Below are 25,143 nucleotides of genomic sequence, written 5' to 3'. Positions count from 1 at the left end.
GAACCCGCGCGGGACCGGCAGGGAAGGGCGGGTCAGCGCCGCCGGCGGTTGCGAGCGCGCACCGGAACGAGGACCGGAGCCTGCTGTGCCCGCGTCCCAGCGAGCGCGACGGCACCCGCGAGTCCGAGCGCCGCGATAATCCCGGTCACGACCATCGGCGAGGCCGTGAGAAGACCCGCCAGCAGGGCGAGCAGCACGAGGCCGGCACGCAGGGCATTGGAACGGATCATCATCAAGCCTCCATCCAGACGCCGGTGAGAACGTACGGCGCGAAACCGGAGTTCCGCCCGGCCGTTCCCCCGACCGTCACCATGATGTGGGGTGCCCGACCCGGTTGCGCCACCTGCGACAAAGCGGAACCCAAAGTCATGCTTGACGTTGTCTGCTCACGATCGGCCGGGGGCCGAGAGAATCAGGCAACAGAGGGTCTCGCCATGCTGGGTTGGGCTGTCACTTTCCTCGTCGTAGCCCTCGTGGCCGCGCTGTTCGGGTTCGGCGGCATCGCCGGCACGGCGGTCGAGGCCGCCAAGCTCATCTTCTTCGTCGCTGTCGTGCTGTTCGCCATCTCGGCCGTGGTCGGCCTGATGCGGGGCCGCTCGCCGACGCTCTGACGTCGCTGCGCTGATCGGCTGAGGACGGTGTCCCGAGCGGCGTCTTGGCCGCCCCTTTCTGCGAGGGGCGGCATCATGGCCCGGTCGGGCCCATCACGATTCCGTCGGCGGTGTCTCCGTCGGCATCGGTGTCGTGTTGCGCTCGAGTTCGGCGATGAGATCGACGAAGCGGTCCGGAATAGGCTGCTGCATCAACTCGTCATACATGGCACGCAGATGCGAGCCGATGCGTCCCTGGACGTTGCGGTCGAGGGCGGGCTGCTCGGGCCCTGCGGCGGGATCATCCTCTTCCCGGGGCGCCCGCGGGCCCTGCATCCCCTTGCCTTCGATCATACCATTCCCCTTCGCCCGTCCTGGACATGTGGACAGGGCGATGCCATGGCGCCCGGTATGCCGGGTCGCGCGCTTGCGGCGACAACGCACGCCGGCGGAGTCAGTTCCGTCGCGGTCCGGAACGAATGCGCCCTCACGGCGTTGTGGCGTGAGGGCCGACGCGCGAACGACAACACCAAGGGGACCTGAATGTCGACAGCACAACTCGTGGTGCAGCACCTGCCTTACCTGCGTCGCTACGCGCGCGCCCTCACGGGCAGCCAGGTGGCCGGCGATGCCTACGTGGCCGCGACGCTCGAGACGCTCGTGAACGAGCCCGAGACCCTCGGGCGCAGCACCAACGTCAAGGCCGACCTGTTCCGCGTCTTCACCCGGATCTGGAACTCGCTCTCGGTCAACGGCCAGACCGAGCAGACGCAGCACGACCTGCCGGCCGAGGTGCGGCTGGGCCAGATCACCCCGCTGCCGCGCCAGGCCTTCCTGCTCTCCTGCCTCGAGGGCTTCTCCGAGGAGGACGCCGCCACCATCCTGGGCGTCGACGTCTCGGAGGTCCGCGACCTCGTCGACGAGGCCGGGCGCGAGCTCGCCGCCGACATGGCGACCGAGATCCTCATCATCGAGGACGAGCCGCTGATCGCCATGGATCTCGAGGCCCTGGTCGAGGGCTTGGGCCACAACGTCACGGGTGTCGCCCGCACGCGGACCGAAGCGGTCAAGCTCGCCTCGACCAAGCGCCCGGGCCTGATCCTCGCCGACATCCAGCTCGCCGACGGGTCGTCGGGCCTCGACGCGGTCAACGACCTCCTGAAGTCGTTCGAGGTGCCGGTGATCTTCATCACCGCCTATCCGGAGCGCTTCCTCACCGGCGAGCGGCCCGAGCCGGCCTTCCTCATCGCCAAGCCGTTCCAGCCCGCCAACGTCTCGGCGGTGATCAGCCAGGCGCTGTTCTTCCAGCAGAGCGCCCGCCGTCGCGAGGCCCGCGCGAGCGCCTGAGCCGCACCCTCAAAGACAACGCGCGCGACCAGACCGAGGCCCCGGGCCCGCCGGAAGGCGGGTGCCGGGGCTTCGTCGTTCCTGCCGCACGGCGGTCCTCGCATCCGTGCTCACACCCGATACTTGCCGTGCCGCTTCACCAGCACGGTCGTGCCGACCGGCACGCGGTTGTAGAGGTCGACCACGTCCTCGTTGAGCATCCGCACGCAGCCGGAGGACATCTGCTCCCCGATGCTCCAGGGCTCGTTGGTGCCGTGGATGCGGAACAGGATGTCGCGGCCGCCCTGGTAGAGGTAGAGGGCGCGCGCGCCCAGCGGGTTGTCGAGACCGCCCTTGCGCAAGCGCGGCAGGTCGGGGTTGAGGCTGACCATCTTGGCGGTCGGGCCCCAATCGGGCCAGACGCCCTTGCGGCCGACCGTGGCGGTGCCCTTCCAGGAGAAGCCGAGCTTGCCGACGCCGACGCCGTAGCGGACCGCCTGGCCGCCCTCCTGCACGAGGTAGAGGAAGCGCTCGTCAATATCGACCACAACGGTGCCGGGCTTCTCCAGGCCCGTATAGGCGACGGTCTGGCGCCGATATTTCGGGTCCATCCGGCCGCGATCGACCAGCGGCACGTCGTAGGGCTGGTCGGGCATGCTGCCGATGTACCAGGCCGCGTCCGGATCGACCGCCGCGACATTCGCGGGCCCGCGGGCGTTGCAGGCCGCGAGCGGCAGCCCGGCGAGGAGGGCGAGGACGAGACGGCGCGGGAGCATGTGGGCGTGATCTTTCGGCAGGGACATCGTCCTATGCCTAGCCGCTCCCGGACGCGCAGGTTGTGTCCTCCCGGACGCAACACCCGGGAAACAGGGCGGCGAGACGCTGGCAGCGGCCTCCAGGGTCTCGCGGAGGCCGCGACGAGGTGGCGGATCCCCGCTGCCGGCACCGGCCGGCCGAACGGGAAGCCCTGCACGTCGCAGCAACGATCGTGGCGCAGGAAGGCGAGCTGCGCCTCGGTCCCTCGGCGATCTCCGGTTCGAGCCGAGCCGGGTCGAGGCCCGACTCCGTGAGCGCCCGCGCCACCAGCCCGTCGGGCCCGAGGCAGGCACTCGGAGCCCTCGCGCCGCAGCGCGTCGCCGGTCGGGTGCCCGGGCGGCCTGCCAGGGGTGCCGCAGCCCTCCGGTGCCGCAGCCCCTCGCGTTCCCGCTCATCCGATCCGCAGCCGCACCGTATCGGCGATGGACCTTACGAGCCTTCCGGGCCGCGAGAGATCGGCCGGCTTCCGGACAATCGGCCGCGGCGGGGCAGCGTCCGCGGTCGCGTGGCGCCGCTACCCCAACGCCACCTCGATCAGGAACGGGCCGCGTCGGGCAAGCGCCCCCGTCATGGTGTCGACGAACTGGGCCAGGGTCTCGACTCGGCGCGCCTCGACGCCGTAGCCCTTCGACAGGCTCACCCAGTCGATCGGCGGGTCGTCGAGAGTCAGCATGTCGATTGCCTTGCGGCCCGGATTGGCGCCGACATTGGTCAGTTCGTGGCGCAGGATCGCGTAGGAGCGGTTCGCCCAGATCAGCGTCACCACGTCGAGTCGCTCGCGCGCCTGGGTCCACAAGGCCTGGGCGGTGTAGAGAGCACTGCCGTCCGCCTGGAGCGAGATCACCTTGCGGTCCGGGCAGGCCACCGCGGCGCCGGTCGCCATCGGAATGCCGAGCCCGATCGAGCCGCCGGTGAGCTGGAGCCAGGTATGGGGCGCCGCCGCGTGCGTGGCGGGAAAGAAGTTGCGTCCCGTCGTCACCGACTCGTCGCAGACGATCGCGCCCTCGGGAATCAGCGCGCCGAGCACCCGAGCGATCGAGTCCTGGTCGAGGGAGCCGGCCGTCGGCAGGTCGGGGCGGGAGAGCGGCGGCAGCGGCGCGTCGGCGGTGGCGCCGACCGCCTCGGCAAGGCGCTCCAGGGCGTCGATTTGGTCCTGCTCCGGGGTCGCGAGGGCGAAGACGTCGCAGGTCGGCGGGGCGAGCGCGCTCGGCTTGCCCGGATAGGCGAAGAAGGCCACCGGCAACGTCGCGCCGACGAGGATCACGTGCTTGTAGGGCGCCAGCACCTCGCGGGCCGGATCGACCGGATAGGGCAGGCGCTCGATCGGCACCGTGCCGGCGCCGCGGTCGATGCGGGCATTCGACGTCATGGCGAGAAGCTTCGCGCCGGTCTTCTCGGCGATGCGGGCGGCGATGCGCCGGCCCTCGTCGCGCACCGCCCGGTCGCCGAGATGCAGCAGCACCGGCTCGCTGCTGCGGAGCGCCGCGACCGCGTGGGCAATCGCCTCGTCGCTCGCCCGCGGGCGCTCCGGGAGTGCCGGCAAGGGCGCGATGCCGGAGCCCTCCTCCCACGCGGTGTCGGCGGGCAGGATCAGGGTGGCAACGCCGCCGGGCGCCGTGCGGGCGGCGACGATCGCGTCGGCCCCGTCCGCCGCCACGGCCTTGGCGCTCATGCCGGTGCGGACCCAGGCCGAGACCGGGCCGGCCAGCCCCTCGATGTCGGAGGTGAGCGGCGCGTCGAAGGCCCGGTGATAGGTGGCGTGCTCGCCCACGATGTTGACGAGGGGCGAGCGGGCGCGGCGCGCATTGTGCAGGTTGGCGATGCCGTTGCCGAGGCCCGGACCGAGATGGAGCAGCGTCGAGGCCGGCTTGTCGGCCATGCGGGCATACCCGTCGGCGGCGCCCGTGGCGCCGCCCTCGAACAGGCACAGGACCGCCCGCATCCCCTCGACCCGGTCGAGGGCGGCGACGAAGTGCATCTCCGAGGTGCCCGGATTGGTGAAGCACACCTCCACGCCCCCCGCCACCAGGGTGCGTACCAGGCTCTCGGCCCCGTTCATCGCCATCGGCGTCTCCTCTCGCGCGGGCATCTGACCGGCCCGGTTCGGGTTTGCGGTCTGGTGATAGGGGATTTCGGGGTGGACTGTGAGGGCGTCGGGGGCATGGGGTGGGGCCAGCCTCATGCTTTCGCATCTCGGCACTGCTGCATCGATGCCGAGGCCTCCCGGGCGACACTTGCGACGCGGGGTTAGGGGTCACCCAGATTGGAAATCAAGAATAACAATATTTCGCATGTCAAATAATCCAATAGCAGAATCATTCTCGATTGCATCATGTCCAAGGATAAATATTTGAGCGTCGACTTTGCAATCATTTAGCGATACAAAGAAAAAAAATTTTTAAATAAATTTTTTGCGGAAAAATCTGCAGCTGACTTTTTGCATAATTGATGTTAGAATCTCCAGGTGGTCGGGTCCATGGCCCGCAGAATTTTTCTGACTTCCGAATTTTTTCCTCCTGCCATCTGATTAAATACGGAGCTGTCGCCGCCCCAGATTTGACTGGGATTGTTTATCATGGAGTTTGGTCCGCCCTTAAGTTGACCGGGATTGTTGATAAGAGAATTTGGGCCGCCAGCCAGATCACGCACTCTGTTCAAAAAGACAACAGCATCGTTGTTCGGGCCTGGGCCCTTCGTAAGGTCATTGAAGGCGTTTGTGTAGGCTTTGATGATCGTGTTGTTAGGGCCGAAGCAACCCTTTCCGCTGAAGCATTGCGTGATTTCCTTGAGCGTGAGGCGTCCAGCGGTACATCCTGCAAATCCGATCGGATTTCCACTTGACTGCACGGCGCATTCTGCCGCTATGCGCCATTCCTCGTTCATGGCAGGGCCTGCCGCGCACAAGGCGAACGACGTCGGGCCTTGACTGGACGCCGCACAGCCTACCAAGCGGGCCGCATCAGGCGGCAGCGCGGCGCTGGCCGCACAGCTTGCAAGCTGTGCCCGGCTTCCGTTCGCGCGTACAACACAGGCCACAGTCTGACTCGTTTTCGGATCGAGTAGCCCTTCCGAGCAATTTGCGATGAGATTGCTCGCGGAACTCCCACTTGAGATGCATGCGTAAGCACGCTGTGCCGCACGGGCCTCAGGATGACCTTCAAGAAGGCACATTGTAGCACCCATCCTGTCTGGGCTGGCCACGCAATCGGCCATCCTGACTGCTTCTCCTCCAAGGTGAGGCGCCGCGCACGCGAAAGCGTGCGCGGCATCGGCAGTGCCGGACAGGCAGGACAGCGTTCTCTGCGGGCCTTCGAGTGCTGGATCAGCTTTCGACAGGCAGTTTTCCAGCTTGCCGCCCGCCTCAGACAGGCAAGCTGCGAAAATTGTCCCACTTCCACCGATATGTTTCGCGGCGCAAGCGGCTGCGTCACCAGTTTTGACGCAACGCGTAAGGTCTATGACCTTTGCGAAATCCTTGTTCTCGGCAGCAGCACAACTCGTCCGTTTATCAGGTGCTTGCTCATCCCTGATGCAGCGGGCTACGATACCGGCGTTCCCAGACAAGACGTCGGCCGCGCAGCCGACCGCCTCGTTGGATGCATCCGCCATGCACCCGACGGTGCCACGAGCCTTCGCTACGTCCGGCGAAATCTTATCGAGGCATTTGGCTGCGTCGTCGGGACTAGCTGCACTGGCGGCACAATCCGCAAAAGCCTTTTGTGGACCAGCGAATCCCTCACTTGCGCATTTTGCAGCCATTTGGGGAGTGGCTGCGGATTGCACGCACTGGCGCAACCCTACCGCGTCACTCGCAATTTTTTGATTGGGCGTGCAGGATACCAATTTATCGAGAGTCGGCGGGCCGCCGCTCATGCAGCCCATGAGTGCCGTGAAATTCGCGTTATTGACGGTCTCGGCAAAACAGCCGAGACGAGACGCTTCGTCCGGCTTCGCAAAGCATCGAACCACGGCACTGTATTTTCCATCGTCGATAGATTGACTCACGCAGCGCAGCCCGTCTCCGCTCCGCTCCGCATCCTCGCATCCCTTGATTGAGGCGGCTGTTGGAAGCCGGGGCAAGTTTTCTACATCCAAGTGAAGCGTGCTGTCGCGTGTGACCCCTGGTCCGTATTGTTGTAGTACTGCATCGAAAGCAGCACGTCCTTCGTAAGTGTCTGGAAGAACGGGGCACGACGAATCGATCGAACACCGCACGAGCGCTCGCGGAGATACCCATACCCCGGCGCAATCCCGCATGTCGTTGAACGACATGAATTTCCGACCCGCAGTGCCTGCTTTGAAACATGCAACTACATTCTTGGCAGTTTTAGCCTGAGCGGCGATATCAGCCGCCGCTCCTTCTCGACTCTCCTGACCGGAGATGGTGCTGTTTCGGGGATTTTGTGAAGCATGATCTGGCGGAGCGGCGGATAGTGTGAAATTCGCGATGCGCAGCCACGTTCGCTGATCGCCACCAGACGTCGCGATTGATCTTTTCTCGACGACTCTGACGAGAGCATTCTTGTCGAGCAGGAAGATTGCGGCACTGGAGAGTGCAGGAGATGGTCTGATCTCAACTTGTTGTTTCGCAACCAAAATATCATCTGCGTTGATTTTTTCCACGTTGATCGGTTTTGCGCCACGGGCTGAAAACAAATCCTGGCCTCTCGCCCCCTGTGCGTAAGCCCAGTACTCCTCCGGAAGCTTGGCCTGGACGCTGGCGCGACGCTTGGTAGGCGGGGCGCTCGGGCCAAGCAGGCCGCAGGGCTCTTTGGGAGTTCCCAAGAAACTGGCAGCATCGAGACACGACCTATAAAAATCGTTCTCGTTCGCTGGTGCGGCCAAGCTGGTTAGAAACAAGATTATCAATGAGATTGCCAGAGACGCAGACCGTGTCATGGCGCTACCACACAAACGAAAATGGGCTCGAAGATTGCAGATTAAACCAAGTGCGAGGCGCTGAAAAGCCCAATAATTACCCATGGGCTCAGTCATCGTCTAAGCCTCACGGCCTTCTTAGTCCTCTTTCACACGCATCGTCAGGCGGCGGCTCGATATCAACTCATGGCGCTATGACAGCATATAAACCCAACCCCCAGCAACGGAAAATGAACATAAATTGTCTAGCAAAATATTAATTGTATCAAAATAGATTTATCTGTCGGAGACGCGCGAATTTGTGCATCCGATTTTTTTAATTATTCAATAATTCATCGTAGTAATACTTACAGAACGATGTATAATATCTCACAAGCGCCGATTGAAACGCACGGTCGCACGATCAATTTTGATGGTTGGCCAGTACCATCTTCGACCGCAGCCGCCGCTAGCCATTTCGGCCTAATCCCGCCCAGCGGTCGCAGGGACTTCTCCTGGAGCGGGTGAGGGCTGGCCTCAAACATCCAACCCGGTGGCGAAGACGTCCGGTCCGCACCGTCCACAGTCACGAGGCGACCGAGCACTCGTCCGGGCCTGCCCACTCGCCCTTGGATTCATCCTGAAGGGGCGAGGTGTCACAAGCCCCGGACGGCGGAGCTTTGCCCCGCGTGGCTGAAGCAATCAACCGGACGCGTATGAGCCGTAACGGCGGCAACCCCCGCACCTCTAGCACGTTCGTTGCACCGTGCGGCCGGCCCTTGCGCCCGGTGGAGACCCCGATGAAGCTGTTCCAGTGCCAGTCCTGCGGCAATATCCTGTATTTCGAGAACCGGACCTGCCAGCGCTGCGGCCACCGCTTGGCCTACCTGCCGGAGACGCGCACGCTCTCGGCGCTGGAGCCCGCCGGGGGCGAGGACTGGACGCCGCTCGCCGTCCGCGACCGGCCGAGCCGGTTCTGCGCCAACGCGGTGCACGACGCCTGCAACTGGCTGGTGCCGCCGGGCTCGGGCGACGCCTTCTGCCTTGCCTGCCGCCACAACGGCACGATTCCCGACGTGTCGAACCCGGAATACCTCGCCAAGTGGCGCGAGATGGAATTCGCCAAGCACCGGCTGTTCTACAGCCTCCTGCGCTGGAACCTGCCGCTGAAGACCCGGGCCGAGGATCCCGAGCACGGGCTGATCTTCCACTTCCTGGCCGATCCGCCGGAGAACCAGGGCCCGAAAGTGATGACCGGGCACGACAACGGCGTCATCACCATCGCGCTCGTCGAGGCCGACGATGCCGAGCGCGAGAAGCGCCGGCGCCAGATGGGCGAGCCCTACCGTACCCTGCTCGGCCATTTCCGCCACGAGGTCGGGCACCATTACTGGGACCTGCTGGTCCGCGACGCCGGCCGGCTGGAGGCCTGCCGGGCGGTGTTCGGCGACGATTCGCAGGATTACAACGCGGCGCTCCAGCGCCATTACGAGCAGGGCACGCCGGCGAACTGGCAGGAGAGCTACGTTTCGGCCTACGCCACCACCCATCCGTGGGAGGACTTCGCCGAGACCTGGGCGCATTACCTGCACATCGTCGACACGCTGGAGATGGCGAGCGCCTTCGGCATGCAGGTCCACCCGCTCCTCGACGCGGGCGGCGAGCTGGCGGCGCGGATCGACTTCGACCCCTACGAAGCCCAGAGCATCGAGCAGATCGTGGCGGCCTGGCTGCCCTTCGTGTTCGCCCTCAACAGCGTCAACCGGACGATGGGCCAGGGCGACCTCTATCCGTTCGTGCTGGCGCCGCCGGTGATCAGCAAGCTCGGCTTCATTCACGGCCTCGTCCATGGAACGATCTGACGGGCCCGATCTGATGCTGGCGATCTGACGTAAGGGAGCGCCACGCACCGTCTCGGCCGTAGCCTCCGCGGCCGGGGCGGTCCATGATGGGGCAACGCGCCCGAGGAACCGGGCCGCCCGCCTGCCGTCTCGGCAGGCAGACATGCCCGCAACAGCGGGTCATATGGAGGGACGCCGAATGAAGCTCGCCAGCCTCAAGCACGGCCGCGACGGCCGCCTCGTCGTGGTCTCGCGCGACCTGACCCGCGCCACCGACGCCTTCATCGTCGTGGCGACCCTGCAGCAGGCTCTCGACGACTGGGAGCGGTTCGCCCCCGCCCTCGCGGCCCTGGCCGAGCAGCTCGAGCACGGCTCGGTGCCCTCGTTCCGCTTCCACGAGCACGATTGCGCCGCCCCCCTGCCGCGCGCCTATGCCCGCCGGCACGCCGCCGCCTGGCCGGGCTACCCGGCGCTGCTGCGCCAGGCCGCGGGCGCCGAGGCGCCGGCCGGCGAGGCGGGAGCCCTGCGCCACGCCGCCTCCGACGGGTTCCTCGGGCCCCGCGACCCGCTGACGCCCGACGACCCGGCGGCCTCCCTCGACCTCTCGGCGGGCCTCGCCGTGATCACCGGCGACCTGGCCCGGGGCGCCGACGCGGCGGCGGCCGGGGACGCGGTCCGGCTGGTGACCCTGGTAGCGGAGGTGATCCGCCACGACCGCCTGCGGCCGGACGGGCTCGACCTCGATGGAGCGGAGGCGCCGGCCCTCGCCGCGAGCCTCGCGCCGGTGGTAGCGACCCCCGACGAGCTGGGACAGGCCTGGCGGGACGGCAGCCTGCACCGCCCGCTGCTCGTGAGCCGCAACGGCAAGGCTCTCGGCTGCCCCGATGCCGGCACCGATCTGGGCAGCAGCCTCGTCGCCCTGGTGGCGGAGGCGGCGCGGCATCGGCCGCTCGGCGCCGGCACGCTCGTCAGCGCCGGCCCTGTCTCGAACCGCGGCATCGATGGCGGTCCCGGCCGTCCCACCGCCGAGGGCGGGGCCGGCTATGCCTGCCTCGCCGAGGCCCGCGCCGCCGAGGCCCTGACCGGCGGCTGGGTCCGCACGCCCTACCTCGCGGCCGGCGACCGCCTGCGGGTCGAGATGAAGGATGTCGGTGGGCATTCGATCTTCGGGGCGATCGAACACGACGTCGTCTGACGCAGGGGTACCCGGCGCGATCGCAGGTAATCGCGCCGGTTGCGGCAATGAACGACTCAACCGGCAAGCGAAAATCGCCGGGTTAAACGGCAACAGAACGAAAGCGTTAGGGATTCGTTCGGAAACATCGAGCAGAACCGGACGATGCCGACTTCGCGTGCGCCGGAAAGCAACTGCTGATCGCAGTTGATCCGGCCACGGCCTGGATAGCCCTCCGCCTCGACGATGAGCCTCTGCCCGGACCTTGTCCTGAGCCTCGCCCGCTTCCGGCGCTGCCGGAGCGGCGTGGTCGGCATCCTGCTTGGCCTGGTGCTGCCGATCCTGGGGATGGGAGCGGTCGGTGTCGCCGAACTCGCCGAGGTGATGCTGGCGAAGGCGAAGCTCCAGCGCAACGTTGACGCGGCGGCGATTCAGGGTGCCGGCGAGTTCGGGGTCGACCGGTCGGCCGCGACGACGGAGCGGACCCGCCTCTACGCGGACGCCCTGGCCGAGCCCCTGCGCCTGCGCTGGGCGATCGGCTCGCATGCGACGGTCGACGCCGCATCGCGCACGGTCACCGTGCGCCAGACCGCGCACCGCGCCTCGTTCTTCCGCAGCCTGCTGCCGCCGGGCGGCTGGAACCTCACGGCCACCGCGACCGCGATCCGGACGGCGCGCAAGCCCCTCTGCGTTCTCGGCTTCCAGGGTCAAGGGCAGGACAGCATCGCGCTCCAGGGCAATTCCGGGATCGCGGCGAGCGACTGCCTGGTCCAGAGCAACGCCAACCTGACGGCGAGTGGATCCGCCTTCGTCCTGGCCGGCGAGGCCCGCGCCGTCGGCAGCGCCTCCGGGTCGATCCGCCCGAATCCCGTGACCGACGCGCCGGCCGTGCCGGATCCCTTCGTCGGCCTGCGGATCGACGTGCCGATCCCGTGCGACACGTTCTCGCTCAGCCTCGGGGACGGCACCTTCTACCTCAATCCCGGCGTGCATTGCGGCACCATCACGGTCATGGGCAACGCCACCCTCGTGCTGGCGCCGGGCGACCACTACTTCGTCGGGCCGAGCCTCAGCATCGGTGGCAGTACCACGATCACCGGCAGCGACGTCGTGGTCATCCTCAAGGGGCTGCTGACGACGCAGATCACCGGCGGCGCCGTGCTGCAGCTCGAAGGCCGCAAGAGCGGACCCTATGCCGGCTTCGTGCTGATCTCCGACCGCAGCTACACCGGCGAGATCGAGATCTCGACCAGCAACGCCCGCAAGCTCATCGGCACGGTCTACCTGCCGAACGCCGACCTCACGGTGAAGGGCAACAACAACAAGGTCGCCGACCAGTCGCCCTGGACGGTGGTGGTGGCCCGGACGATCCGGACGCAGGGGAGTGCCACGCTCACCATCAACTCCAACTACGCGTCCTCGACGGTCCCGGTGCCGGCCGGAGTCGGCCCGCCGCGGGACCAGCCGGTCCGGCTGACGGAATGACGGCTCGATCCGGCGACGGCACTTCCTGCCGGTGCGGAACCTCCGGCCCGCGACCTGGATTTTCCCCTCACACCGATCTTCACGGAACACCGACGATGCCGGAGACCGAGACCCTCCCCGAACTCGCGGCCGAGGTGCCGGAGACGATCGTGCGTCCGGCGATCCACCTCGATCACTGCGTCATCCACGTCTCGGACTGGGAGCGCTCCACCGCCTTCTACCGGGACGTTCTCGGCGCGGAGGTCATTCCGGTCGGGCGCGGCTACGCCTATCGCTTCGGCGGCGTGCAGCTGAACTGCCATGGGCCGGGCCAGATCGGCGAGCCGCGGGCCCGGGTGCCGGTGATGCCCGGCAACAGCGATCTCTGCTTCCGCTGGCACGGCCCGATCGAGGAGGCGGCGGCCCATCTCGCGGGACACGGCGTGCCGGTCGAGCTCGGCCCGGTGCCGCGCCACGGCGCCGTCGGCGAGGGCATCAGCGTCTATTTCCGGGATCCGGACGGATCGCTGCTCGAGTTCATCACCTACCCGGCGGGCTGAGGTGCCGCCGGTTCCGTTCAGATGGGGTGGAAGGCTCTAACATTCTTGCATCCGTTTTACTTGCGGGAAATCATTGGCGTGGGATGACGGAAAGCCCTAACTGGTCGACCGTCCATGCTTTCTCGCCTGCCTTCTCCGCGCCGTCTCAACAGGGCGATCTTGGCGTTCCAGCGCGACCGCGGCGGCGCCGTCGCGATCCTGGCGGCCCTGACGAGCCTCGTGCTCGTGGCCCTGGCGGGGTCCGCCTTCGACTACGCCCGAGCCCGCAAGGACGAGGCGCGCCTGGACGCGGCGCTCGACGCCGCGGTGCTGGCCGGCGCCCAGGCGGTGAAGGCGGCGGATGCCAAGGGGAAGACCGACGCGCAACTCAAGGAGGCTGGCGCGGCCGCCGCCGCGCAGATGTTCGCCAGCTTCACGTCCAACGCGGCCGCAAATGCGCCGCAGCCGCAATTCGACGTGACCCTCAACGGCCGCAGCGCCACCGTCACGGGCAGCTACACGGCCTCGACCAAGACAACGCTCATGGGCCTCTCGGGCATCACGACGATGCCTTTCTCCGGCAGCGTGAAGGCCGGCGTCGACCTGTCGCCGCTAATCGACGTTTACCTGCTGATCGACGTGTCCGGCTCGATGGCGCTGGGGGCGACGACCGCCGACATCGACCTGCTCCGGGCCAACCTGAACTGCGCCTTCGCCTGCCACGACGGGGCGGCCGTCAAGAACAGCGGCAAGGACAGCTACCTGTGGGCCAAGGCGAACGGCATCACCCTGCGCCTGGACGAGATGAACCAGGGGATCCTCGATTTTGTGAGTTCACTGCGCCAGCAGGACGCGGTCAGCAAGCGGATGCGGATCTCGATCTACTCGTTCAGCACCACGCTCACCAAGGTGCTCGACCTGACCAGCGACCTCTCGCAGGTAGCCGGCAACCTGCCGAAGGTGCCGAGCGCCTCGGGCGAGAGCGACGGCGCGACGCTGTTCAACACCATCATGCCGGATTTCATCAAGGCAGTCGGCACGAGCGGCGACGGCATCAACACGCCGAAGAAGCTGGTGATCCTCGCGACGGACGGCGTCGCCGATCCGGGCCGGTCCTGGACTTCGGACGTGCCCAAGCGCGCCTCCGTCAGGCCGTTCGACCCGGCGCAATGCGCCCCCCTCAAGGTTGCGGGCGGCTCCGCCAAGCTTCCGGTCTGGGTCGGGGTGATCTACACGCCCTACCTGGCGATGCCCTGGGACTGGGGCTACAACGTGACCCTCGGGCAGCCGAGCCAGATCGGCGGCAGCGGCACGCGCCGCGACGACATCCCGTCCCAGCTGACCGCCTGCGCGACCAGCAAGGACTTCTACATGGAGGCCGGCGGCACCATCTCGATCGGCGCTGCGATGTCGAAGCTGTTCAATACCTTCGCGCAGGTCCGGCTGACCAACTGACGGTCACAGCCCCGAGACGAGATGCCCGCCATCGACCGGGAGCGTCGCCCCGGTCATCCAGCCCGAGGCGTCGCCGGCGAGCAGCAGGAAGGCGCCGTCGAGATCCTCCGGGCGGCCGAGCCGGCGCATCGGGATGCGCTTGAGCATCGCCTGGCCGGGCGGCGTCTCGAAGAAGTCGCGGTTGATGTCGGTACCGATATAGCCGGGGGCCAGCGCGTTGACCCGGATGCCGTAGCGGGCCCATTCGAGCCCGAGCGCCTGGGTCATCTGCACCACGCCGGCCTTGGACACCGTGTAGGGCCCGACCCCGCCCGCGACCCGCAGGCCGAGGATTGACGCGACGTTGACGATCACGCCGCCGCGGCCCGCATCCCGCCAAGCCCGGGCGGCGGTGGTGGACACCGCCCAGACCCCGCGGAGATTGGTGTCGATCACTCGGTCGAAGGCCGCGAGGTCGAGGTCGATCGCCGCCCCGCCCTCGGCGATGCCGGCATTGTTGACCACGACGTCCGGCAGGGCGTGCAGGGCCGCGAAGGCGGCGGCGACGGAATCCGGGTCGGCGACGTCGAGGGCGACGGCCCGCGCTTCGGCTGCGCCGGCGGCAAGCAGGTCCTGCACCAGGGCGTCGAGCTTCTCCTTGCGCCGCGCCGCCACCGTGACGGCGGCGCCGCACCCCGCGCAGAGCCGGGCGAAATGGTCCCCGAGGCCGCTCGAGGCCCCGGTGACGAGGACGTGGCGGCCTTTCAGGCCGGCGGCGAGATCCATGGCGCTTTCCCCGAATCGATGGTCGGGCGTGCCTCGTTCGCGGGCACGCCTCGTGGGTATCGTCGTCAGCCGGTCCGCATCTGGGCGAGCTGCTGGTTGGTCATCTCGAGGCGGTGGGCGAGCTCGCGCATCACCGCGATGGCGATCTGCGGGAACTGGCTCAGGAGCTCGAGGAAGACCCGTCGGTCGATGCGGAGCGCCGTCGTCGGCACCACGGCGGTCACGGTGGCGGAGCGCGGCTGGTCGGCCAGGATGCCCATCTCGCCGACGAGGGCGTTGGCGCCCAGCAGCGCCAGGCGGATCGGTCCCTGCGGCCCGTCCAGGGTGACCGCCGCCTCTCCCTCCAGGATCAGGTAGGCCGCGTCGGCAGCGTCGCCCCGGTCGAAGAAGCGCTGGCCGTCGGCGAAATGCACCCGCTCGCTGGTGAAGGCGAGCAGCTTCAGGCGGGCCGGATCCACCTCGCGGAACATCGGCACTTGGCGCAGCGACTGCACCTCGGTCTCAAGCGTCATGCCTTCACATCCTGCTCGACGCGCGCCGATTCCGGCCCCGTCTCGTCCTCGGCGCGTCCGGAGACTGCCGCAGCCGGGCCCGCAGCGCCAGCCCCCGCCGGCGCGTCTGCGGGGGATGCCGCGGGCCCGGCAGGCCGCTCCGGCCCGTGGATCTGCGTTCCGGCTGCCCGCAGCACCAGCTCGAATCGGTCGGCCAAGCGGTCGTTCGGCAGCACCACCACGAGGCTGTTCTCGCGGCCGAACCGCTCCAGCAGCAGGCCCAGCACCGTGCGGGCCCGGTTCTCGCCCATCGGCGACAGGGCACCGTCGAGGACGAGCAGATCCGGCCGGCGGATCAGGGCCCGCACCAGGCTCACCACCGCGCGCTGGACGCTCGACAGGAAGCGTCCCTCCGGGCCGACCTGATGGTCGAGCCCGACCCGGGTGATGGCGGGGGCGAGCTGCATCTCCTGGACGAGCGCGGTGCCGGTCGCCGTCACGGTCTCGACGGCGTCGGCGACCGATTGGTTGATGCGGCCGAACAGGAGGTTGTCGCGCAACGGGGCGGCGGCACAAACCTGGTCGGGATCGTAGAAGTCGACGCCGCCCATCCCGGCTTCGTCGAGGGCGGTGCGCAGCTGCGTCCGCGCCTCGACCACCCGGTCGCGGAACGCGTCGTCGATCAGGCCGAGGCGGTGGCGGGGCTCGATATAGGCGAGCGGCAGGGCGATGAGCCGGGTCGCGTCGGCCGAGCCGTAGCGGCCGAGCCCGATCCAGCGCCGCCGGATCCGGTTGAGCGCCGAGCCGCCATGGCGCTCCGCCGAGGCTTCGGTGGCGGTGCGGCGGGCGAGGATCGCCTCGTATTCCGGCAATTCATCGGCGGAGAGGAACGAGAACTGCTCGAACAGCGGATGTCCGCTCGGCAGGCCGCGAAAGATCTCCAGCATCGTGGCGGCGATCCGCTCGCCCATGGTGATGAGGTCGTCGGCGAGTTCGGTGCGGTCGAGCACCAGGCGCACCACCGGGTGCTCGGCCATCGCCCGGCCGGTGAGCGCCGAGGTGGTCGGCACACCGAACAGCAGGTTCTCGGCCACCGTCGCCTGGCGGTTGTAGCGGGCGGGGTCGAACGGCTCGACGAGGTGCGCGTGCCCCTCCGCCGCCAGGCGCTCGCGGAAGGCGGTCCGGGCCTCGATCAGCCGGGCGGCGAGCTCCGGGTGCCGCTCGGGATCGACCTGGCCGAGGAGGCCGAAGCGGTAGACCTCCTCGCCCATGCCGATGCGGGTGAGCCAGTCGAGGATCAGGGCGTCGAGGGCGGCGGCATCCGCCACGCCGGCCTGGGCGTAGTCGGTCCAGTCGGCCGGGAACGGCTCGACCGGGTTGCCGGTCCGGTGGGCCTCGGCGAGCACCTTTGCGTCGATAGCGGCGGTCTCGGGCGGACGGCGGTTGAGGCCGTACACGATGTTGTCGCGCAGCGAGCCCGGGAACAGGATCGGATCGACCCCCGCATAGGCGATGCGCCGGGTGAGCGCCGCGCCGGACCATTCCGAGAGGTCGTGATCCTCGAGAGTGATTCTTCCTGAGGTCGGCACCACGCGCCGCGCCAGCACCCGCGCGAAGGTCGAAGCCGCCGGGCCGCCATCGCTGACGATGCCGACCACGGCCGGAAGGGCTAAGGTGAGGGAGACGTTGGCCAGCACCGGTCCGTGCGGCTCCTGGACGCCGACGCCCTCGGCGGCGAGGCGCCCGCACAGGGACTCGTCGCGGCCGGGGGCGTCGAGCCCGATCAGCCGGTCGGGCAGGAATTGCTGCAGCACCTGCTCGTACTTCACCTGCACGTCGAGGCGCTGCTGGTCCCAGTCGATCAGCTCCTTCAGGGGCGGCGGCAGGTCGCGATAGGCGGCGATCACCGCGACGAGCTGGCCGATGCTGAGCTGGCCCTTCAGGGCGAAGTAGCCGCCGATGCAGTAGAACAGGAACGGCGTCATCTGCGCGAGCAGGTTGTTCAGGAACTTGACCATGAACTTGCGCCGGTAGATGCGCAGGCGCAGGTCGAACAACCCGCCGAGGCGGTGACCGATCTCGGCCCGCTCCCAGGCCTCGGCACCGTTGGAATGCACCGCCGCGATGCCGTCCACCACCTCGCCGACCCGGCCGGCGAGGCGGCGCGAGGCGAGCTGGCGCTGGCGCCCGAGGCGCAGCAATTCGCGCCGTAGGCGAGGGATCACCACGAACTGCACGCCCACCACCCCGGCGGCGAGGAGCCCGAGCCAGACGTTCTGGAGCAGGATGAACGCCATCGCGGTGGCGGCCTGGGTACCGAGGAAGGCCGGCAGGATGTAGGCGTCGCCGATGAAGCCGCCGATCGGCTCGACCTCGTCGCGGATGATGGTGGCGACCTCGGAGGCCTTGGTCTGACGCAGGGCCTCCGGCGAGAAGCGCATGATCAGCGCGAACAGCTGGAACCGCAGGCGCCGCAGCATGCGCTCGCCCAGCGCCCCCTTGGCCACGTTGATCCAGTACTTGAAGACGCCGTTGATCAGCACCAGCAGCAGGAACATCGAGGACAGGCCGAACAGGAGCTCGAACCGGTCGACGTCGAAGCCCGGGAACAGCGCGACGTCGTGGCCGAACCAGTCCGGCATCTGCAGGCGCAGCACCAGGAACTTGGTGGTCTCGTTGCCCTTCTCGAAGGCGTGGCCCTGGATCGCCTCGTTGACGATGCGCCGCGGCAGGTCGAGGGAGGCGAAGTAGAGCGGCAGCGAGGCGAGCACGACGCCGCAGATCAGGATCTGATCGCGCTTCGAGTGCCGCCAGATGTAGCGGAAGAGGCTGCGGTCGAGGCCGCCCGACGCGTCGGCGGCCTCCGGATCGTTGCCGGTCCGGGCGGCCGCCTGCGCCTGGTCCCGCCCGGCGGCGCGATCCTCGCGCGCGATGGCCGGGACCTCGCCCGCCGCCGGGGCCATGCCGCCGCCCGTCCGCTCCGCCGCTCCCGCCCCGCCGCTCATGGTGGTCCGCCGCCCCAGATCCCGTCTGCCTGTGTAGTGGGCCGGAGCAGGACTGGAAACCGCCGCTGGGTCGGCGCCTGCCGGCCGAACCCGGTTCAATCCCGACGGGTATATTCCTTGCGCGTGGTCAGGCCGCCGACCGGCTCGTCGCCGAACTGGCGGTTGGGCTGGGGCGAGTCGCCCGGCTCCTCGGTCGTGGTCGGGCGCGGGCTGCCCTCCTCGGCCGGCATCGGCGGAGGGGCGGCGCGGTTCGGTGCGGGCGCGGTCTCCGGATGTGCGACGGTCTCGTGGCTCACCATGGTCTTGTTGGTCATTGGCTGCTCCGGCAGGTCTCGATGGAGGTTTCGGTGCGGCGGGCGGCCGCAGGCCGCTCCACCGCGGAGTTCGGGGCGAACGCCGGCCCGTCGGCCGGGTTCCGCTCCGCAGCTCCGCCCGCAGCCAGGTCTCTCCGGGAGCGAGGGGTGTTAGCGCAAGTCACCGGACCGATGCGGCCGTCCGGAGGTGCCGCCTGTACTGACCCGATTCGGGACCTTCAGTCCGCCGGTCCGCATGCGTGGCAGGAACCATCATTTCCGCTGAAGGTTGTCCGGACTGAGAACACGGCCAAGGAGGCAATCATGGCTACCGGAAATTCGACCTCGAAGCGCGGCTTCGCGTCCATGGACCTGGAGCGCCAGCGCGAGATCGCCAGCAAGGGCGGCCGCAGCGTGCCGGCCGAGAAGCGGTCTTTCTCGCAGGATCGCGAGTTGGCCTCGTCGGCCGGCCGCAAGGGCGGCCAGGCCTCGGGCAGCGGCCGCGCCACCGACGAGTGAGGCTCGCCGGACCAGCATCGGCCGGCGGCGGACAGGCCTGCGTGACCAAGTTCCGGTCCGAACCGCAGGCTCCAGTGCTGCGGACCCGTTGAGACCCACACTCATGCGCCGGAGGGAGACCACCTCGCCTCCGGCGCATCAGCATGGGCCGTAACGATGGCCTCGAGACGCGACGAAGCACCCCGGGCGCCGCGCGCCCGGGGTGCTTCGCCTGTGCGGTACCGTCACGCGGCGAGGGACCGCGCCGTGACCACGAGGTTGCGTCGCGCCAGATGGAGGCAGACCACGTCGTCGACCGGCCGCACGGCCGTGACGCCGGCGAGCAGACTGGCGAGCCGATCGGCGTCGGGCTCGATGGAGCTGTCGCGGTGGACCCGTTCGGAGGCCGGTGGCTGAGGCGAGGGCACCTCGTATTCGCGCAGATCGATCATGGTGGAGATCCGGTGAGCTTGGGAGTCCCGAGCGGCGCTCAGAGTGTCGCGACGGGGGTCGGGGAGAGGCTGGCGGGCATGACGTCGCCGGCATCGGCCAGGCAGCGGCTCGGCAGCAGGCGGCGGGCCTCGTGGCCGGCAAGCCCGCTGATCGCGCCTTCGCACCCCTCCGGCATTCGCCGCACGGCCTGGCCCGCGGGAGCCGGATCGCGCTGCGCCACCGGGGCACCGGCGCGCTCGCGCACCGTGACGTGGGGGATCGCGGTGTCGCGGGCGACCAGGGTCGTGTTGCGGGTGGCATCCGTCTGGTAGACGACGTCGCCGGCGGCGTTGCGCAGGGTGACCTTGGCGGCCCCGAGCCCGGTGATCTCGACCGCGACCGGAACCTGCGCCGTCGTGGTCGGCCGGACCGGAGCGAGACGGTCACCCTTGATCGCCGCCTGCTCGACGGCCGGGCGGGCGATCGCCCCGACGGAATGCTCGATCAGCGGCTGCCCGACCAGAGCGAGGAACGCGGCCGGAACCGTAATGCCGAGGAAGAAGTGCGGGCGGAGCATACGCGTGGCCCTCGCGGCGAAGCTTGAGAATGCTTCCATAACGCGGATGCGCCGCAAGTAGTTCCCGCACCCGTGCCCGGGCGGGACAGTTCATGCCGCGAATGCCACCGACCCCGTCAACCGCCCGTTAACCCACGGGCGAACGGCAGACGCGGCGGCCGGGCGAAGCAATTTCGCCACAGGCAACGAAAAAGGGTTGCGACATGCGGCTTCCATACGGCTTCGTGGAACCTTTCCGCGAGGATTCCCGTTGATGTGGCAACCCGGCCACCTGGTCCTCCCCGCATTCCCCTTGTGCATTGGCCGGAAACTCTTCCAACGGGCCGGATCCTGATCCGGCCCGTTCTTTCGTATTGGGCGACTTTTTTCGGGAATGGCCAAGTCTAGCGGAAGTCGGATCGCCGGGGCTCGGCGTCGCCAGGGCTCGGGACGTAGCCGAACGAGGCGGCGGGGGCGGCGGCGGTCTCGACCCAGACGCTCTTGACCTGGGTATATTCGTGCAGGGCCTCGATGCCGCTGGAGCGCCCGTAGCCGCTGCGCCCCGAGCCGCCGAAGGGCGACGAGACGTGGATCGTCTTGTAGGCGTTGATCCAGAAGGTGCCGGCGCGCACGGCCGCCGCGACCCGGTGGGCGCGGCCGACATCGCGGGTCCAGACCGCGCCGGCGAGCCCGAACTCGGAATCGTTGGCGATGGCGACCGCCTCCTCTTCCGTGTCGAACGGGATCACCGTCACCACCGGCCCGAAGATCTCGGTGCGGGCGCAGTCCATGGCATTGTGGGCCTGCGCCAGGACCGTCGGGCGCACGTAGTAGCCGCCCTCTCCCGGTGTGCCGTCGCTGCCGGCAGCGAGCTGGGCGCCCTCTCCGAGGCCGCCGCGGATCATCGCCAGCACGTGGCGGTACTGGTTGGCGTTGTTGATCGGCCCGACCTCGGTCTCGGGATCGAGGGGATCGCCGACGCGGATGCGCTCGGCGCCCGCGGCCAGCATGGCGACGAAGCGGTCATAGACCGGCCGCTCGACGAGCAGCCGCGAGCCGGCGACGCAGGACTGGCCGGCTCCGGCGAAGATCGCGGCTTGTGCGCCGAGGCAGGCCCGCTCCAGGTCGGCATCCGCGAACACGATGTTGGCCGACTTGCCGCCGAGTTCGAGCACGCAGGGCTTTAGATGACGCGCGGCGCTCTCCGCGATCCGTGCGCCGGTGGCCGGCGAGCCGACGAAGACCACCTTCGCCACCGCCCTCTCGGCGATCGCCGCCTGGCCGGTGGTGTGGCCGTAGCCGGCGAGCACGTTGACGACGCCTGGCGGCAGGCCCGCCCGCTCGGCAAGGGCCGCCACCGCGAGCGAGGTCAGGGGGGTCAGCTCGGAGGGCTTGAGCAGCACCGCGTTGCCGGCGGCGAGCGCCGGGGCGAGCTGCCAGCCGCAGGTGAAGACCGGGGCGTTCCAGGGCGTGATCTGCAGGACCACGCCGATCGGCTCGCGGCGCGTGTAGGTGAGGTGGCTCGTCGGGACCGGGATCACCTCGCCGTGCAGCTTGTCGGCCCAGCCGGCATAATACTCGAACATCTCCGCGACCTTGGTCGCCTCGACGCGGCAGTCGCGGATCGGCTTGCCGGCATTGAGCGCCTCGAGGTGGGCGAGCCCCTCGATCTCGGCCCGGATGCTGCGTGCGATCTCCTGCATCAACCGGCCGCGGGCGGCGCCCGTCAGCGCCGCCCAGCGGGCCTGGCCGGCCTTCGCTGCCCGGGCGGCCTCGGCCACCACGCCGGGTCCGGCATCCGGGTACTCGGCGAGGGTGAGGCCGGTCGCCGGATCGACGAGGCGCACCGACTCGCCGGTGCCGGGGACGATGCGGCCATCCACCCAAGATCCAATAGGCGTGCCGATGATCGTCATCTCGGGGAAGTACGGGCGCAGGAGGGCGGCGAGCGCCTGCGGGCGGGTCTCGGTCATGGCGGGTCTCCCTGAATCAGGCGTTCGGGTCGAGCTGGAGCGTGACGATGGCGTTGAAGTCCGCCTCGTCGGGAATCCCGTCGGCGCTCTCGCGCCACAGCCGGGCGGCCGCCTGCGACAGCGGCAGGTCGAGGCCGAGCGCCGCGACGAGGTTCTCGGCGAGGCGTACGTCCTTGCGCATCAGCTTCATGGTGAAGCCGGAATCGAAGGCGCCGCTGAGCACCCAGGTCGGGAAGTTCACCTGCGTGACGCCGCTGCGGCCCGAGCCCGCATTGATCCCGGCGAGCAGGCGCTCCGGATCGACGCCGGCATCCTTCGCCATCCGCACCGCCTCGGCGGCGGTGATGAGGTGGGCGGCGCAGAGCAGGTTGTTGGCGAGCTTGGTGACATGGCCGGCCCCGACGCCGCCGACATGGACCCGCGTCGCGCTCATGGCGGCCAGCACCGGCTCGGCCAGGGCCACGGCCCGGTCGCTGCCGCCGATCACCATCGTGAGGGTCGCGGCATGCGCGCCCTTCGGCCCGCCGCTCACCGGTGCGTCGATCAGGTCGATGCCGGCCGGTGCGAGCGCCGTGGAGATGCGGCGGGTGACGTCCGGGTCCGAGGTCGAGGTGTCGATGACGAGGAGTCCGGTTTTCGCCCCGTGGAGCGGCCCGCCGGACCCGAGGAGCACAGCCTCCACCACCTCGGGCGTCGGCAGCGACAGCACCACCGCGTCGCAGGCTGGCCAGAGAGCGGACGTCCCGTCGGCGATCTCGATGCCGTCCGCCGCCGAGGCTTCGCGTGCGGCGGGCGCGGGGTCGTAGCCCATGACGGCGAAGCCCCGCCGCCGCAGCGAGAGGGCCATGCCCCGGCCCATGTTGCCGAGCCCGATGACGCCGATCGTGCGCATGTCCGCTGTCTCCCGGAACCGACGCCGGGACCATGGCCGCGGCGCCTTCTGGGAGCCGGAGAGTGAGGCAGGCCGGCGTTGAGCGGAACGGCGCTGGCCGGTATTTTGCGTTGACTTGCCGGCAACGCACTCGCCGGCAACGCACTTGGCGAGGGGTACCTTGGCGAGCGGTACCTTGCCGAGTGGGGAGGGAAGAACCGGTGCACAGCCTCGACGCGCGCTACCTGCGCTACCTCGCGGAGGCGGTCGGCTGCGGCTCGGTCCGCGCGGCGGCCGACAAGCTCAACGTCAACGCCTCGGCGGTGAGCCGCCAGCTCGCCCGGATGGAGGTGCAGCTCGCCACGCCCCTGATCGAGCGCCACCGCCGCGGGGTGCGGGCGACCCCGGCCGGCTCCCTGCTCCTCGACTATTACCGGCGCCAGACCTCCGACCGGGAGGACATCCTGGCCAAGCTCACCGAGCTGAAGGGCCTGCGCCGCGGCCATATCGACGTGGTTCTGGGCGAGGGCTTCGTCGGCGACCTGATGTCGGGCCTGCTCCAGGGTTTCTGGGCCCGCCACCCCGACCTGACCATGACCCTCGACCTCGCGGCGACCAACGACGTGGTACGCCGCGTCGTCGAGGACGAGGCGCATCTCGGCCTCGTCTACAACCCGCCGCCCGAGCCGCGCCTGCGCACCCACTTGGCGATGCCCCACCCGATCCGGGTGCTGGTGCGGGACGGCCACCCGCTCGCAGGCCATCCGGGCCCGGTGCGCCTCGCCGACCTCGCCGGTCACCGCCTCGGCACGATGCACCCGGCCACCGGCATCCGGCAGATCATTGCCGCGGCCGAGCGGGCGGAGGGCGTGCGGCTCGAGCCGGCGCTGACCACCGGCTCGATCGGCGTGCTCACGCAGTTCGTCGCCTCCGGCGCCGGCATCACCCTGCTGCCGGCCTTCTGCGCCGCGCAGGAGGTGGCGGAGGGATCCCTGGCCGCCCTGCCCCTCGCCGATCCGGGCCTCAACGCCGTCGAGGCTCGGATCGTCACCCGCCTCGGCCGCCAGCTCTCGCCCGCGGCCGCCAAGCTCCTGCAGCACCTCGCCCGCGGCATGGCGGGCGACGCAAGGACCGCCCGGTCATGCGGGCGCGCCGCCCTATGAGACGAAGCGTCGATGCGCCGATGCCGCACCAGCTAAATTTCGGTGTTCCTTACGGAACCATCGCGAATATACGCCGAGGTCGAGGTTGGTGACTTTTTTCCTCTCCGGATCCGATGGCCCATTCATTATCCTTTAGGCACTTCGTTCCAAGGCTTCGCGAAATCCTGCCGCGACGGCGTTCGACGGCATTGGGTTCCGACCGCGATCATGGAAGCACCCGCTCATGTCGTTCCGCCTCAGTCACTTGCCTATCGCCGCCAAGATTGCCGCCGCCCTGGCATTCCTCCTGCTCGTGAGCCTCACGGTCATGGCCGTGTCGTGGCGCAACCTGCGCACGATCGAGGAGACGGGACGGTGGGACGTCCATAGCCGTGAGGTGCTGGAGACCCTCGACCGCGTCGTCGCAGCGATGCTCAACCGGGAAACGGGTCTGCGGGGCTACCTGCTGTCCGGAGAGGCCTCGTTCCTGGAGCCGTACCGGGCGGGCGAGGCCGACTTCGCCGCCGCGCTGAAGCGGGCCCGGAGCCTGACCGTGGACAACCCGGCGCAGCTGGCGCGGCTCGACGCGCTCGCGCGCCTCGAGCAGGCCTGGACCAGCGAGGTCGCGGCCCGGGCGATCCGGCTGATGGGCGAGCCCGCCACGCAGGCCGAGGCGCGGCGCCTCGAGACGTCCGGTGCCGGGAAGGCCGCCATGGATGGCTTGCGCGCCAACGCGGCAGAGATCGCGGCGAGCGAGCGCGACCTGCTCGCCCGGCGCAGCGGCGAGTCCGCCGCGGCGGTGGCCCTGTCCCGGATCACCAGCATCGCCGGGTTCGGCGTGATGGTCGCGGCGGCCGCAGGCTCGCTGCTTCTGCTCCATCTCGGCATCGCCAAGCCGATCCGCGGCATGACCGGGACGATGGGCCGGCTGGCGCGCCAGGACCTCGTGGCGGAGGTGCCCGGCATCGGACGACACGACGAGATCGGCGCCATGGCCGAGGCCGTGCAGGTGTTCAAGGACGGCCTGATCCGCGCCCGCGCACTGGAGGAGGAGA

General features: G+C 69.0%; 22 protein-coding genes and 1 pseudogene. 10 read left to right on the top strand and 13 right to left on the bottom strand.

Going from position 1 to position 25,143, the window contains the following annotated elements:
- Window positions 1-32: 32 nt before the first annotated feature.
- Window positions 33-233 carry a hypothetical protein gene (locus MFF64_RS05245; protein WP_238189959.1) on the bottom strand — a complete coding sequence of 67 codons (201 nt, stop codon included), beginning with the start codon at window positions 231-233 and terminating at the stop codon, window positions 33-35.
- 201 nt (window positions 234-434) lie between these two features.
- Here MFF64_RS05245 and MFF64_RS05240 point away from each other — a divergent pair, with 201 nt between their 5' ends.
- A complete protein-coding gene (locus MFF64_RS05240) occupies window positions 435-611 on the top strand; it encodes a DUF1328 domain-containing protein (protein WP_048429091.1) in 177 nt (58 codons plus the stop codon).
- A gap of 93 nt (window positions 612-704) precedes the next feature.
- Here the strand turns inward: MFF64_RS05240 and MFF64_RS05235 are convergent, their stop codons facing one another.
- Window positions 705-944 (bottom strand): NepR family anti-sigma factor, encoded by a 240-nt coding sequence (locus MFF64_RS05235; RefSeq protein ID WP_099905073.1) that lies wholly within the window; start codon window positions 942-944, stop codon window positions 705-707.
- Between the two features lie 189 nt (window positions 945-1,133).
- On the opposite strand from MFF64_RS05235, the gene MFF64_RS05230 reads away from it, so the two are divergent.
- Complete coding sequence (locus MFF64_RS05230) at window positions 1,134-1,937, top strand: response regulator (protein WP_048429093.1); 804 nt, start codon at window positions 1,134-1,136, stop codon at window positions 1,935-1,937.
- 110 nt (window positions 1,938-2,047) lie between these two features.
- Here MFF64_RS05230 and MFF64_RS05225 read toward each other — a convergent pair whose 3' ends face one another.
- The 3 genes from MFF64_RS05225 to MFF64_RS05215 all read right to left on the bottom strand — a co-directional run bounded on the left by MFF64_RS05225 (window position 2,048) and on the right by MFF64_RS05215 (window position 7,388).
- Window positions 2,048-2,692, bottom strand: a complete 645-nt coding sequence (locus MFF64_RS05225; RefSeq protein WP_238189956.1) for a L,D-transpeptidase — start codon at window positions 2,690-2,692, stop codon at window positions 2,048-2,050.
- A gap of 554 nt (window positions 2,693-3,246) precedes the next feature.
- A complete protein-coding gene (locus tag MFF64_RS05220; protein ID WP_099902904.1) occupies window positions 3,247-4,797 on the bottom strand; it encodes an acetolactate synthase large subunit in 1,551 nt (516 codons plus the stop codon).
- A 386-nt stretch (window positions 4,798-5,183) separates the two neighbouring features.
- A complete protein-coding gene (locus tag MFF64_RS05215) occupies window positions 5,184-7,388 on the bottom strand; it encodes a hypothetical protein (RefSeq protein WP_238189954.1) in 2,205 nt (734 codons plus the stop codon).
- A gap of 1,001 nt (window positions 7,389-8,389) precedes the next feature.
- Between MFF64_RS05215 and MFF64_RS05210 the strand changes: the two genes are divergently transcribed.
- The 5 genes from MFF64_RS05210 to MFF64_RS05190 all read left to right on the top strand — a co-directional run bounded on the left by MFF64_RS05210 (window position 8,390) and on the right by MFF64_RS05190 (window position 14,062).
- Entirely contained in the window at window positions 8,390-9,451 is a 1,062-nt protein-coding gene (locus MFF64_RS05210; protein WP_099898868.1) for a zinc-binding metallopeptidase family protein, read from the top strand.
- Window positions 9,452-9,629: 178 nt separating this feature from the next.
- Window positions 9,630-10,625, top strand: coding sequence for a fumarylacetoacetate hydrolase family protein (locus MFF64_RS05205; protein WP_238189952.1), 996 nt, complete (start codon window positions 9,630-9,632; stop codon window positions 10,623-10,625).
- A gap of 225 nt (window positions 10,626-10,850) precedes the next feature.
- Window positions 10,851-12,089, top strand: a complete 1,239-nt coding sequence (locus MFF64_RS05200) for a TadE/TadG family type IV pilus assembly protein (protein ID WP_099898870.1) — start codon at window positions 10,851-10,853, stop codon at window positions 12,087-12,089.
- 95 nt (window positions 12,090-12,184) lie between these two features.
- Window positions 12,185-12,628, top strand: a complete 444-nt coding sequence (locus MFF64_RS05195) for a VOC family protein (protein WP_099898872.1) — start codon at window positions 12,185-12,187, stop codon at window positions 12,626-12,628.
- 159 nt (window positions 12,629-12,787) lie between these two features.
- Window positions 12,788-14,062, top strand: coding sequence for a pilus assembly protein (locus MFF64_RS05190; RefSeq protein WP_165795494.1), 1,275 nt, complete (start codon window positions 12,788-12,790; stop codon window positions 14,060-14,062).
- A gap of 3 nt (window positions 14,063-14,065) precedes the next feature.
- Here the strand turns inward: MFF64_RS05190 and MFF64_RS05185 are convergent, their stop codons facing one another.
- The 4 genes from MFF64_RS05185 to MFF64_RS05170 form a co-directional block, all read right to left on the bottom strand.
- The gene (locus MFF64_RS05185; RefSeq protein ID WP_099898876.1) at window positions 14,066-14,827 is read right to left on the bottom strand and encodes an SDR family NAD(P)-dependent oxidoreductase; all 762 of its coding nucleotides are present in this window, start codon (window positions 14,825-14,827) and stop codon (window positions 14,066-14,068) included.
- Between the two features lie 65 nt (window positions 14,828-14,892).
- Complete coding sequence (locus MFF64_RS05180) at window positions 14,893-15,339, bottom strand: Crp/Fnr family transcriptional regulator (protein ID WP_048449164.1); 447 nt, start codon at window positions 15,337-15,339, stop codon at window positions 14,893-14,895.
- Window positions 15,336-18,323, bottom strand: coding sequence for an ABC transporter ATP-binding protein/permease (locus MFF64_RS05175; protein ID WP_238189935.1), 2,988 nt, complete (start codon window positions 18,321-18,323; stop codon window positions 15,336-15,338). The genes MFF64_RS05180 and MFF64_RS05175 overlap by 4 nt, the downstream gene beginning before the upstream one ends.
- 95 nt (window positions 18,324-18,418) lie before the next feature.
- On the bottom strand, window positions 18,419-18,637 hold the full coding sequence (locus tag MFF64_RS05170) for a hypothetical protein (RefSeq protein ID WP_099898878.1): 219 nt from the start codon (window positions 18,635-18,637) through the stop codon (window positions 18,419-18,421).
- A 303-nt stretch (window positions 18,638-18,940) separates the two neighbouring features.
- On the opposite strand from MFF64_RS05170, the gene MFF64_RS05165 reads away from it, so the two are divergent.
- On the top strand, window positions 18,941-19,135 hold the full coding sequence (locus MFF64_RS05165; protein ID WP_048429096.1) for a con-10 family general stress protein: 195 nt from the start codon (window positions 18,941-18,943) through the stop codon (window positions 19,133-19,135).
- Window positions 19,136-19,359: 224 nt separating this feature from the next.
- Here MFF64_RS05165 and MFF64_RS05160 read toward each other — a convergent pair whose 3' ends face one another.
- From MFF64_RS05160 to MFF64_RS05145, 4 genes and pseudogenes are all read right to left on the bottom strand, one after another.
- Window positions 19,360-19,566, bottom strand: coding sequence for a hypothetical protein (locus MFF64_RS05160; protein WP_099898880.1), 207 nt, complete (start codon window positions 19,564-19,566; stop codon window positions 19,360-19,362).
- A 38-nt stretch (window positions 19,567-19,604) separates the two neighbouring features.
- On the bottom strand, window positions 19,605-20,123 hold the full coding sequence (locus MFF64_RS05155; protein WP_099898882.1) for a hypothetical protein: 519 nt from the start codon (window positions 20,121-20,123) through the stop codon (window positions 19,605-19,607).
- 383 nt (window positions 20,124-20,506) lie between these two features.
- Window positions 20,507-22,075: an aldehyde dehydrogenase family protein gene (locus MFF64_RS05150; protein WP_099898884.1), complete on the bottom strand. Its 1,569-nt coding sequence runs from the start codon at window positions 22,073-22,075 to the stop codon at window positions 20,507-20,509.
- A 16-nt stretch (window positions 22,076-22,091) separates the two neighbouring features.
- Window positions 22,092-22,988: pseudogene (locus tag MFF64_RS05145) on the bottom strand (NAD(P)-dependent oxidoreductase); the annotation flags it as partial.
- Window positions 22,989-23,167: 179 nt separating this feature from the next.
- On the opposite strand from MFF64_RS05145, the gene MFF64_RS05140 reads away from it, so the two are divergent.
- Together MFF64_RS05140 and MFF64_RS05135 are read left to right on the top strand one after the other, a co-directional pair.
- The gene (locus tag MFF64_RS05140) at window positions 23,168-24,109 is read left to right on the top strand and encodes a LysR family transcriptional regulator (protein WP_238189933.1); all 942 of its coding nucleotides are present in this window, start codon (window positions 23,168-23,170) and stop codon (window positions 24,107-24,109) included.
- 223 nt (window positions 24,110-24,332) lie between these two features.
- Window positions 24,333-25,143, top strand: an 811-nt coding sequence (locus MFF64_RS05135; RefSeq protein ID WP_238189931.1) for a CHASE3 domain-containing protein, incomplete at its 3' end; no start/stop codon positions are given.

This window comes from Methylobacterium frigidaeris, from assembly GCF_022179185.1.
Taxonomy (GTDB): Bacteria; Pseudomonadota; Alphaproteobacteria; order Rhizobiales; family Beijerinckiaceae; genus Methylobacterium; species Methylobacterium frigidaeris.
This window is presented reverse-complemented; position numbering and strand designations above follow the sequence as displayed.

What these genes read in the sequence shown, in the direction of transcription:
- MFF64_RS05240 (WP_048429091.1), top strand. Translation starts at nt 435, where the DNA reads ATGCTGGGTTGGGCTGTCACTTTCCTCGTCGTAGCCCTCGTGGCCGCG.
- MFF64_RS05185 (WP_099898876.1), bottom strand. Translation starts at nt 14,827, where the DNA reads ATGGATCTCGCCGCCGGCCTGAAAGGCCGCCACGTCCTCGTCACCGGG.
- MFF64_RS05225 (WP_238189956.1), bottom strand. Translation starts at nt 2,692, where the DNA reads ATGCTCCCGCGCCGTCTCGTCCTCGCCCTCCTCGCCGGGCTGCCGCTC.
- MFF64_RS05205 (WP_238189952.1), top strand. Translation starts at nt 9,630, where the DNA reads ATGAAGCTCGCCAGCCTCAAGCACGGCCGCGACGGCCGCCTCGTCGTG.
- MFF64_RS05155 (WP_099898882.1), bottom strand. Translation starts at nt 20,123, where the DNA reads ATGCTCCGCCCGCACTTCTTCCTCGGCATTACGGTTCCGGCCGCGTTC.
- MFF64_RS05150 (WP_099898884.1), bottom strand. Translation starts at nt 22,075, where the DNA reads ATGACCGAGACCCGCCCGCAGGCGCTCGCCGCCCTCCTGCGCCCGTAC.
- MFF64_RS05245 (WP_238189959.1), bottom strand. Translation starts at nt 233, where the DNA reads ATGATGATCCGTTCCAATGCCCTGCGTGCCGGCCTCGTGCTGCTCGCC.
- MFF64_RS05235 (WP_099905073.1), bottom strand. Translation starts at nt 944, where the DNA reads ATGATCGAAGGCAAGGGGATGCAGGGCCCGCGGGCGCCCCGGGAAGAG.
- MFF64_RS05175 (WP_238189935.1), bottom strand. Translation starts at nt 18,323, where the DNA reads ATGAGCGGCGGGGCGGGAGCGGCGGAGCGGACGGGCGGCGGCATGGCC.
- MFF64_RS05180 (WP_048449164.1), bottom strand. Translation starts at nt 15,339, where the DNA reads ATGACGCTTGAGACCGAGGTGCAGTCGCTGCGCCAAGTGCCGATGTTC.
- MFF64_RS05160 (WP_099898880.1), bottom strand. Translation starts at nt 19,566, where the DNA reads ATGATCGATCTGCGCGAATACGAGGTGCCCTCGCCTCAGCCACCGGCC.
- MFF64_RS05210 (WP_099898868.1), top strand. Translation starts at nt 8,390, where the DNA reads ATGAAGCTGTTCCAGTGCCAGTCCTGCGGCAATATCCTGTATTTCGAG.
- MFF64_RS05170 (WP_099898878.1), bottom strand. Translation starts at nt 18,637, where the DNA reads ATGACCAACAAGACCATGGTGAGCCACGAGACCGTCGCACATCCGGAG.
- MFF64_RS05165 (WP_048429096.1), top strand. Translation starts at nt 18,941, where the DNA reads ATGGCTACCGGAAATTCGACCTCGAAGCGCGGCTTCGCGTCCATGGAC.
- MFF64_RS05220 (WP_099902904.1), bottom strand. Translation starts at nt 4,797, where the DNA reads ATGGCGATGAACGGGGCCGAGAGCCTGGTACGCACCCTGGTGGCGGGG.
- MFF64_RS05195 (WP_099898872.1), top strand. Translation starts at nt 12,185, where the DNA reads ATGCCGGAGACCGAGACCCTCCCCGAACTCGCGGCCGAGGTGCCGGAG.
- MFF64_RS05200 (WP_099898870.1), top strand. Translation starts at nt 10,851, where the DNA reads ATGAGCCTCTGCCCGGACCTTGTCCTGAGCCTCGCCCGCTTCCGGCGC.
- MFF64_RS05230 (WP_048429093.1), top strand. Translation starts at nt 1,134, where the DNA reads ATGTCGACAGCACAACTCGTGGTGCAGCACCTGCCTTACCTGCGTCGC.